The sequence below is a fragment of the Sulfuricurvum sp. genome (assembly GCF_023229695.1).
GTDB lineage: Bacteria > Campylobacterota > Campylobacteria > Campylobacterales > Sulfurimonadaceae > Sulfuricurvum.
The window spans coordinates 253,599-261,696 of record NZ_JALNYS010000001.1 but is presented as its reverse complement, the minus strand read 5'-3'; the positions used below and the strand labels follow the sequence as shown (position 1 = coordinate 261,696).

The following is an 8,098-nucleotide window of genomic DNA, read 5'->3' as shown; positions in this document are numbered from 1 at the left end:
AAGCTAAAAAAGCCAAGCAGTTGGCTTTTTTGACGCTTTTCACCCATACAACCCCCTAAAGCTTCCCGTATCTTTCGGATACGGGAGATTACTAACCTTTTCGCACGCGTTTAGACAAGGTGCGTAAGGTCAGTTATACATTTTAGGATGCGAAGCAGCCATTCAAAAAAATGCATATTTCATTCTAATTAATAATAATTATCGTTTATATTCTCGGGCTAATTTTATGAATCTCATTTGGATTAATCTTAGTGTGTTACAATTTCCCATTACCAAAAAACCACACAAGGAAACTTCATGCTCGTTACCAAAAAAGCTCCGGACTTCACTGCGACTACCGTTCTGGGAGACAACCAAATCGTTGACAATTTCAACCTTTATGAAAATCTGGGTGAAAAAGGGGCTGTCCTTTTCTTCTATCCGTTGGACTTTACGTTCGTATGTCCGTCTGAGCTTATCGCATTCGATCACCGTCTTGATGCATTTACCGAACGCGGAATCAACGTTATCGGTGTATCCGTCGACTCACAATTCAGTCACTTTGCATGGAAAAACACTCCGGTTAACCAAGGTGGTATCGGACAGGTTCGTTACCCCCTCGTAGCGGATTTGAACAAACAAATCTCACGTGATTACGATGTTCTTTTCGGGGATGCGGTAGCCCTTCGCGGTTCATTCCTGATCGACAAAGACGGGACTGTCCGTCACGCCGTGATCAACGACCTTCCGCTTGGCCGTAACATCGACGAAATGCTTCGTATGATCGATGCGATGCTGTTCACAAACGAACACGGTGAAGTATGTCCTGCCGGATGGGCAAAAGGGGACGCGGGTATGAAAGCCAGCACCGAAGGGGTTGCCGAATATCTTGCCGCTCACGCAGAAGAGTTATAACTGACCTTATGCACCTTGTTTAAACAAGTGCGAAAAGGTTAGTAATCTCCCGTATCCGAAAGATACGGGAAGCTTTAAACTTTCCTCTTTATTAGACTCAATCTCCCTTAAAACCCATTTGAATCCTTCTGTCTCCAAAATTTAATAAATATTTGTTATGATTCCTTCCAAAGATGCCGTTAAAAATATTCAAATATCACCAATATATCACAGAAAGGCTCCCTGTTTGGATAATTCCCTCTCTTTGGCCGCACTCATCCTGAGTGTGATTGCACTCGCCTTGCCCGCCTTGTTTCATCTGGCCAGATACCTCGGCCCCCGAAACCACACCAATCGGGCAAAGGAGGAAGCGTACGAAAGCGGTATTTCGACCCCGGTCGGGGATACGAATGAACGTTTCAGTATCCAATACTACCGCGTGGCGATTATCTTTATCCTCTTTGACATCGAAGTGGTCTTTATGCTGCCGTGGGCCGTCAATCTGAGAGACTTAGGGGTGTTCGGATTGATCGAGATGTTCACGTTTATGGGGCTGCTGATCGCGGGGCTCCTCTACGTCTATCAAAAAAAAGGGCTCAAATGGACATGAAAAATCCCGCAACAGCCGTCGACGTGTTGGGTGAGAGCATCATCACGACCCGCGTGGACGCCATGGTCAACTGGGCGAGGGAATCTTCGCTGTGGCCGATGATTTTCGGAACGGCGTGCTGTGCGATCGAATTTATGGGGGTAACGGCCAGTAAATACGATCTGGCCCGTTTCGGGGCCGAAGCGATCCGTTTCTCCCCGCGTCAGGCCGATCTGATGATCGTAGCGGGGACCATCACGTACAAGCAAGGTCCGGTACTGAAACAGATTTACGATCAGATGAGTGAGCCCAAGTGGGTCATTGCAATGGGAGCCTGTGCCAGCAGCGGCGGATTTTACGACAACTATACGACGATGCAGGGGATCGATACGATCATTCCGGTGGATGTGTATGTCGCCGGGTGCCCCCCGCGACCCGAAGCGCTCCTCGATGCGATTATCCAGATTCAGGGGATCATCTCCGGCAACCATCACGACAAAGGGCTTCAAACGATGTGCTGCAACGAAAATGCCTGCACTCCGTGCGATCTGGTCAAAGCCCGATGAATATGCCCGACTGCTTTACCGATATCCGAAGCGATACACTTCTGACCCATGCGACGATTGCCAGAGAAAATCTCCTTTTGGGGATCGAAATCCTCAAATCGTCGGGCTATACGCTGCTGCTCGATATCACCGCCATCGATTATACCCTCTACCCCTCTTTCCATCCCGAACCTTTTGCCCTCGTCTACCTGTTACGGAGCGGGGATTTTACCCAAGCGTTCAGCCTCAAATGCTATCTCCCCCGCGATGCCCTCACCGTCGAAACCCTCACCCCCCATTACCCGTGCGCCGACTGGCTGGAGAGGGAGGTGTACGATCAGTACGGCATCTTGTTCGAAGGGCATCCGAATCCGGAACGGATTCTCAACCACCACCAGTTTATCGGCCACCCTTTGCGCAAAGAGTACCCGATCACTCAGGCACAGCCGTGCAGCGAAGCGGTCGATCTGATGCCTCAAATGCGTCAGCGTCTGCTAGAGAAAAAAATCATTTTCCCGGATGGAGAGGGGGGGTACACCGAACCGAACAAGGATTTGATGTTTCTCAACCTCGGCCCCTCCCATCCGGCAAGCCACGGGACCATCCGCACCTTCGTCGCACTTGAGGGGGAGAGCATCATCGCGGCAGTCAGCGAGATCGGATATCTGCACCGAGGGTTTGAAAAAAGCTGCGAGAACCACACCTACAACCAGATCATCCCCTATACCGACCGGCTCAATTACTGCTCATCGCTGATCAACAACGTCGCGTTTGCAAAGGCGATCGAAGAGATGCTGGGGGTCACCCTTCCCGAACGGGGGATCTACATCCGGGTTTTGCTGATCGAACTCTCCCGCATACTCGACCACCTGATCTGTCTGGCGGCCAATCTGGTCGACATGGGGGCATTGACCAATTTCTGGTACCTCTTTAATCCCAGAGAAGATGCCTATACCTTTCTCTCCAAACTCACGGGGGCCCGCCTCACCAACAGCTACATGCGTGTCGGGGGGATGGCCAATGATCTGTATCGCGGATACGAGAGTGATCTGGAGTTCATCCTCCGAAAGATCGAAAAAGGGGTCGGCGATACCCTCAAACTGATCGAACACAACCGCATTTTTCTGGACCGCACCCAAAACGTCGGGATTGTCACCGCACAGCAGGCACTCTTTTACGGGTTTAGCGGACCCAACCTGCGGGCCAGCGGAGTCCAATACGATCAGCGGAAAAACACCCCCTATTACTATTATGACCGGTTCGAGTTCGACTCCCCTATCGGGAGTGTGGGGGACATTTATGACCGGATGACGGTCCGTTTTGCCGAAATCGACCAGAGTATCCGTATCGTCCGCCAATGCGTTGCTCAAATGCCGGGGGGGGCGATCAACGTCTCCAATCCCGCCATTATCCTCCCCCAAAAACAAGCCGTTTATACCACCATAGAGGGGGCCATGAATCAGTTCAAACTCATTTTCGAAGGGGTCAAAGTACCGAGAGGAGAGCACTACTCCTCTCTCGAAGCGAGTAACGGAGAGCTCGGTTTTTACGTCGTCTCCGACGGGAGCGGAACCCCTTATAAAGTCAAAGTCAAAGCTCCCAGTTTCCTCCACATGGCAGCCTACCCCTCCATGATCGAAAACGAACAGCTTGCCGATGCGATCATCAACCTCGGAAGCCTCAATATTATCGCCGGAGAGATGGACCGATGAGTTTTACCTTCAATCCGATCAACGAAGAAAAAATCAAAAAATTATGGGGAGAATACCCAAAAAAAGAGTCCCTCACCCTGCCGATGCTGTGGATGGCCCAATATCAGGAGGGGTGGATTACCCCCGAAGCGATCCGAACGATCGCCGCGCGGCTGGAACTCTCCCCCTCGCATCTCTTCGGTATTGCGACGTTTTACACGATGTTTCGACTCTCTGCGGTCGGAACCTATCACATCGAACTGTGCCAAACCCTCTCATGCGCCCTTTGCGGCAAAGATGCGCTGATTGAGCATCTGGGGAAAAAATGGGGAATCCGTCCCGGAGAGACCACCGAAGACGGACGGTTCACCCTGAGCCTCGTCGAGTGTCTGGGCGGCTGCGGCGGTGCTCCGATGCTGAGTCTCAACGAAACCTATCACGAGAACGTCACCCCCGAATCTCTCGACGCGCTGTTGGAGGGGTTATCATGATACAGCGCATCGTCAGCCGAAAATTCGATATCCCCGATGCCCACCGTATCGATGTTGCCCTCCTGCATGGGGGATATGCAACTCTCTCCAAAGCGTTTGCCATGGAGCCCGATGCGATTACGACCGAGATAGAGCGTTCGGGACTGCGCGGAAAAGGGGGCGGAGGGGCCCCGACGGGGAAAAAATGGAGGCTGATGCCCAAAACCATCTCCCCCTCCTATCTCGTCGTCAATGCCGACGAATCGGAGCCCGGAACGTTCAAGGACCGCCAGATTCTCCAGTATGATCCCCATCTGCTGATCGAGGGGATCATCGTCAGCGCCTATGCGATGGGGGCCGATCACGCCTACGTCTATATCCGTGGCGAGTACAAAGCGTTTCATGACCGTCTCGTCGAAGCGGTCGAGGAAGCGTATGAGAGGGGCTACCTCGGGGAGAACATCCGCAACTCCGGCTTTAACCTCTCCCTGAGCGTCCACCGTGGGGCGGGAGCCTACATCTGCGGCGAAAAGAGTGCCCTCCTCGAATCGCTGGAGGGGAAGCGGGGGCATCCACGGCTTAAACCGGCCAAACCCGAATGCGAATGGTATTTCGGCCATCCCGCCACCGTCAACAACGTCGAAACGATCGCCACCGTCCCCTTTATCGTCCAAGAGGGGTTTGAAGCGTATCGCGCCTACGGGACCGACCAAAGCCCCGGGACGATGCTCTTTGCGATGAGCGGTCACATCTCCCGTCCCGGCGTCTACGAACTCCCCTTCGGTCTTCGGATGATGGAGGTGATCGATGAACTCGGCGGGGGGGTCAAAAACGGCAAAAAGCTCAAAGCGGTGATCCCGGGCGGGGCTTCAACCCCGGTATTGACCGCCGAAGAGGCGGAAAAAGCGACGCTGGATTACGAAACCCTCTCGGCGATGGGTTCGGGGCTGGGTACGGGGGGGATGATCATCATGGACGAAGAGAGCTGCATGGTCAAAGCGCTCCACAATCTCCTGTCGTTTTACCGCCACGAATCGTGCGGACAATGTACCCCCTGCCGCGAGGGGACGGGGTGGGTCGATACCCTCATCCGCCATATCCTCGCTGGGCGCGGAGACGAAACACACATCCAGACCCTCCTCGATGTCAGCAAAACGATGAACGGCCAAACGATCTGCGTCTTCGCCCCGGCCGTTTCGGGAGTGATCAACGCGTTTGTCAAAAAGTTCCGTCCCGAATTCGAACACTATTTTCAGAGGTCTGAGGGATGAATAACGTCACCATTACCGTCAACGCCCAAACACTTAGCGCACCGGAGGGGTCGATTCTGTTGCAGGTACTGCTCGATAACGGCGTTTCCGTCCCCCATTTTTGCTATCACGAAGCCCTCGGGGTCGACGGAAACTGCCGCATGTGCATGGTGGAAATCGAGGGGCAAAAACGGCCGCAGATCGCCTGCAACACCCGCGTCAAAGAGGGGATGAGCATCCGTACCCTCAGCGATTCGATTATGGCGGTAAAGCGGAGCATTCTGGAACTGGAGCTGATCAACCACCCCGTCGACTGCCCCATCTGCGATCAGGCGGGGGAGTGCAGCCTCCAAAACTATTACATGGAGGTGGGGCTTTACGAATCGCGGATCGACCGTGCCGACAAAGTCCGCAAAGCCAAAAAAGTCGATCTGGGCTCTCACGTCATCCTCGATCAGGAACGGTGTGTTTTGTGCGCGCGGTGCACCCGTTTTACCGAAAACATCATCGGTACGGGGGATCTCGTCATTGCCAATCGGGGTAATCACGCCTGCGTCACCACCTTCGAACCCCAAGGGCTCAAAGCCGACGGTTACGCCATGAACGTCGTCGATCTCTGTCCTGTAGGTGCGTTGACCTCCGGAGATTTTCGGTTTCATCAGAGGGTCTGGTTTTTGAAGAGCGACCCCTCCCTCTGCCACGGATGCGCACGGGGGTGTTCCATCTTTATCGACCATTATCCCCAAAAATACGGAGATGACCTCATCTACCGCTACCGCCCCCGCGTTGAGCGGGAGGTGAACGGATTTTTTATCTGCGACGAGGGGCGGCTGAGCTATAAAAACCATACCGGCGACGCAACCCTCACCACTCCGAGATACTCCGGAACCGCGATTACCCTATCCGAAGCGCTGGAGCTCTATCACCAAAAACTCGCGGCCTCCGGCTCCGGAGTCGTCGCCCTCGCAAGCCCTTCGCTCAGCTGTGAAAACCTCACTGCTCTGCGAGACTACTGCCTGCAATACGCCATCCCCCTTTTCGGGGTGGAGAGGGGCTCGTTCGATGAAACGTTCGGAGACGATTTTTTACGGCTGAATGACCGCGCCGCCAACCGGAGCGCTCTGCCCCTTTTGGGGATCAGCGAAGACGAGAGTGAAATGAACGCCGCCCTTTGCGCCGCATCGCTCGTGTTGAATTTCGACAACCAAACCCCGGTTTCGGTCGATCAGATCCATTTTTGCGTCCATCCGATCGACACCCGCGAACTCCAGATCCCGATCGCCCCCTATACCGAACAATCGGGGAGCATTATCAACGCATTCGGCAAGGTGCAGAAATTTGCCTCTACGATTCGGCGCCGCCACCCCGTCCCCCCTTTGCATGAACTCCTCTCAACGATCAAAGGATTGGCATGAATAGCTGGATGACGGTAGTTCCGATCCTCATCATGGTTCTCCTCTCAGTGGGGATTATCCCCCTCCTCATTTGGATGGAGCGCCGGATCGCCTCGATGGTTCAAAACCGGCTCGGCCCCAACCGCTGCAATATCCATGGGTTCCGTTTGGGGGGGATCGTCCAATCGATCGCCGACGTGATCAAGCTCCTCTATAAAGAGGATTTTTATCCACGGCACATCCGCAACCGCTTTTTGTTCCTCATCGCCCCGGTTATCGTCTTTGTCGCGTCGTTTTTGACATTTGCGGTGATCCCTTTCGCCGATACGGTCACGATTCACGGCCACCGCTACGCGATGCAGGCACTCCCGACGACACTGGGAATTTTATGGTTCCTGGCCCTGACCGGGCTCGGGATTTACGGGATTATCATCGCCGGCTGGTCGAGTCACAACAAATTCGGTATTCTGGGGGCGCTGCGCGCCTCTTCCCAGCTCATCTCCTACGAAATCGCGATGGGACTTTCCCTCGTTTCGATGATCCTGACCTACGACACCATCCATCTCAACGACATGGTCGCCTATCAAAGCCAGACCTTTTTCGGATTCCTCCCCGCATGGGGGATCCTCATTCAGCCGCTGGCCGCGTTGATCTTCGTCATCACCGCATTTGCCGAAACCAACCGGGCCCCCTTCGACGTCGCCGAAGGGGAGAGCGAGATCGTCGCGGGGTACCATACCGAATACTCCGCGATGAAATTCGGCCTCTTTTTCGTCGGGGAGTATCTGGCAATGACCGCTTCAGCGGCGCTGATCGTCACCCTCTTTTTGGGAGGGTATACCCTTCCGTGGGTGAGTACCGAGATGATGCTCTCCTCCCCCGACCTCCTCATCGGAGGGTTGATCCTTGGCCAATGGGCCCTCTTTGTCCCCCTGATGCTGTGGATTCGCAAAAACAATCTCCGCAGAGGGGTCGTGTGCAACGGACGGGAGCGGGAACGGCACGTCTTGCTGTGGCTCTTCGGCTCCATCCTCCTTATCTCGACGGCCCTTTTGGGGACGATGTTGGCAGGTGTTATCGATCCGCTCGCCATCACCCTCCTAAGCGCGGGGGTGCAGGTGGGAACTTTCATTTTGAAACTCTTCGCCGTCATCGTCTTTTTTATCGTCGTACGATGGACCTTCCCCCGTTTTCGATACGATCAGATCCAGTATCTGGGATGGTACATCCTCCTACCGCTTGGGCTGATCAATATCTTCATCACCGCTTTCGCGGTTATCCTCTAA

The 8,098-nt window shown here is 54.1% G+C and carries 8 protein-coding genes; all 8 read left to right on the top strand.

Annotated features, from left to right (window positions below):
* The first annotated feature begins 297 nt into the window (after nucleotides 1-297).
* The 8 genes from M0P91_RS01360 to M0P91_RS01325 all read left to right on the top strand — a co-directional run bounded on the left by M0P91_RS01360 (nucleotide 298) and on the right by M0P91_RS01325 (nucleotide 8,098).
* Nucleotides 298-894: a peroxiredoxin gene (locus tag M0P91_RS01360; RefSeq protein ID WP_295063402.1), complete on the top strand. Its 597-nt coding sequence runs from the start codon at nucleotides 298-300 to the stop codon at nucleotides 892-894.
* A 226-nt stretch (nucleotides 895-1,120) separates the two neighbouring features.
* Entirely contained in the window at nucleotides 1,121-1,483 is a 363-nt protein-coding gene (locus M0P91_RS01355; RefSeq protein WP_295063400.1) for an NADH-quinone oxidoreductase subunit A, read from the top strand.
* Nucleotides 1,480-2,028 (top strand): NADH-quinone oxidoreductase subunit B, encoded by a 549-nt coding sequence (locus tag M0P91_RS01350; protein WP_295063414.1) that lies wholly within the window; start codon nucleotides 1,480-1,482, stop codon nucleotides 2,026-2,028. The genes M0P91_RS01355 and M0P91_RS01350 overlap by 4 nt, the downstream gene beginning before the upstream one ends.
* Nucleotides 2,004-3,719 carry an NADH dehydrogenase (quinone) subunit D gene (gene nuoD / locus M0P91_RS01345; protein ID WP_295063397.1) on the top strand — a complete coding sequence of 572 codons (1,716 nt, stop codon included), beginning with the start codon at nucleotides 2,004-2,006 and terminating at the stop codon, nucleotides 3,717-3,719. Before M0P91_RS01350 ends, nuoD begins: the two co-directional genes overlap by 25 nt.
* On the top strand, nucleotides 3,716-4,189 hold the full coding sequence (locus M0P91_RS01340) for an NAD(P)H-dependent oxidoreductase subunit E (protein WP_295063395.1): 474 nt from the start codon (nucleotides 3,716-3,718) through the stop codon (nucleotides 4,187-4,189). The genes nuoD and M0P91_RS01340 overlap by 4 nt, the downstream gene beginning before the upstream one ends.
* Nucleotides 4,186-5,439, top strand: a complete 1,254-nt coding sequence (gene nuoF / locus M0P91_RS01335) for an NADH-quinone oxidoreductase subunit NuoF (RefSeq protein ID WP_295063392.1) — start codon at nucleotides 4,186-4,188, stop codon at nucleotides 5,437-5,439. Before M0P91_RS01340 ends, nuoF begins: the two co-directional genes overlap by 4 nt.
* Nucleotides 5,436-6,833 carry a 2Fe-2S iron-sulfur cluster-binding protein gene (locus M0P91_RS01330; RefSeq protein ID WP_295063389.1) on the top strand — a complete coding sequence of 466 codons (1,398 nt, stop codon included), beginning with the start codon at nucleotides 5,436-5,438 and terminating at the stop codon, nucleotides 6,831-6,833. Before nuoF ends, M0P91_RS01330 begins: the two co-directional genes overlap by 4 nt.
* Nucleotides 6,830-8,098, top strand: coding sequence for a complex I subunit 1 family protein (locus tag M0P91_RS01325; RefSeq protein WP_295063386.1), 1,269 nt, complete (start codon nucleotides 6,830-6,832; stop codon nucleotides 8,096-8,098). Before M0P91_RS01330 ends, M0P91_RS01325 begins: the two co-directional genes overlap by 4 nt.